This window comes from Alcanivorax sp. HI0044 (assembly GCF_001634945.1).
Genome location: NZ_LWEZ01000152.1, coordinates 1 through 575, shown reverse-complemented (window position 1 = coordinate 575; position 575 = coordinate 1). Strand labels below are relative to the sequence as shown.

Below are 575 nucleotides of genomic sequence, written 5' to 3'. Positions count from 1 at the left end.
TGATCTGAACCCCGGTGAATTTGATCAGTGCCATGCCTGCCGCCGGCCGATCAGCGATGAAGACAAACGCAGCGAACAATTCCAGCTTGGGGTGTCATGCCCGAAGTGCTACGACGAATCCTCCCCTGAACAGAAGCAGCGCTTTGCGGAACGGCAGAAACAGATTGAACTGGCCCGGGCGCGTGGCCGCCAGCATCGAGGGCAGAACCCGCGCAAATCTTCCTGACAGTGCTTCACGGCTGACTTAGACTGGGCGATTCCCGGTCCTGGTCTCGGGATAGTCACGGAGTGTTTGATGCGGATTCTGGTTTTTCTTTTGATGAGTGTGCTCAGCGCCCCGGTGCTGGCCGGCAACGCCCAGGTGGCGGTGGCCGCCAACTTTGCACAAACGCTCAAACAACTGATCACGCTGTACATAAAGAGCCACCCGGATGACCGGATCGGCGTGACCGTGGCCTCCACCGGCAAACTGGCGGCACAAATTCGCCAGGGCGCCCCATACGATATCTTCCTCGCGGCCGATCAGCGCCGCCCCGCTGAACTGGCACAAGAAGGCTTGTTACTCCCGGCATCGA

Annotated in this window: 1 protein-coding gene and 1 pseudogene; both read left to right on the top strand. The window is 59.7% G+C overall.

Features of this window, described 5'->3' with window-relative positions:
• Positions 1 to 226: pseudogene (locus A3730_RS01840) on the top strand (hypothetical protein); the annotation flags it as partial.
• A 69-nt stretch (positions 227 to 295) separates the two neighbouring features.
• Positions 296 to 575, top strand: a 280-nt coding sequence (locus A3730_RS01835) for an extracellular solute-binding protein (protein ID WP_156500790.1), incomplete at its 3' end; no start/stop codon positions are given.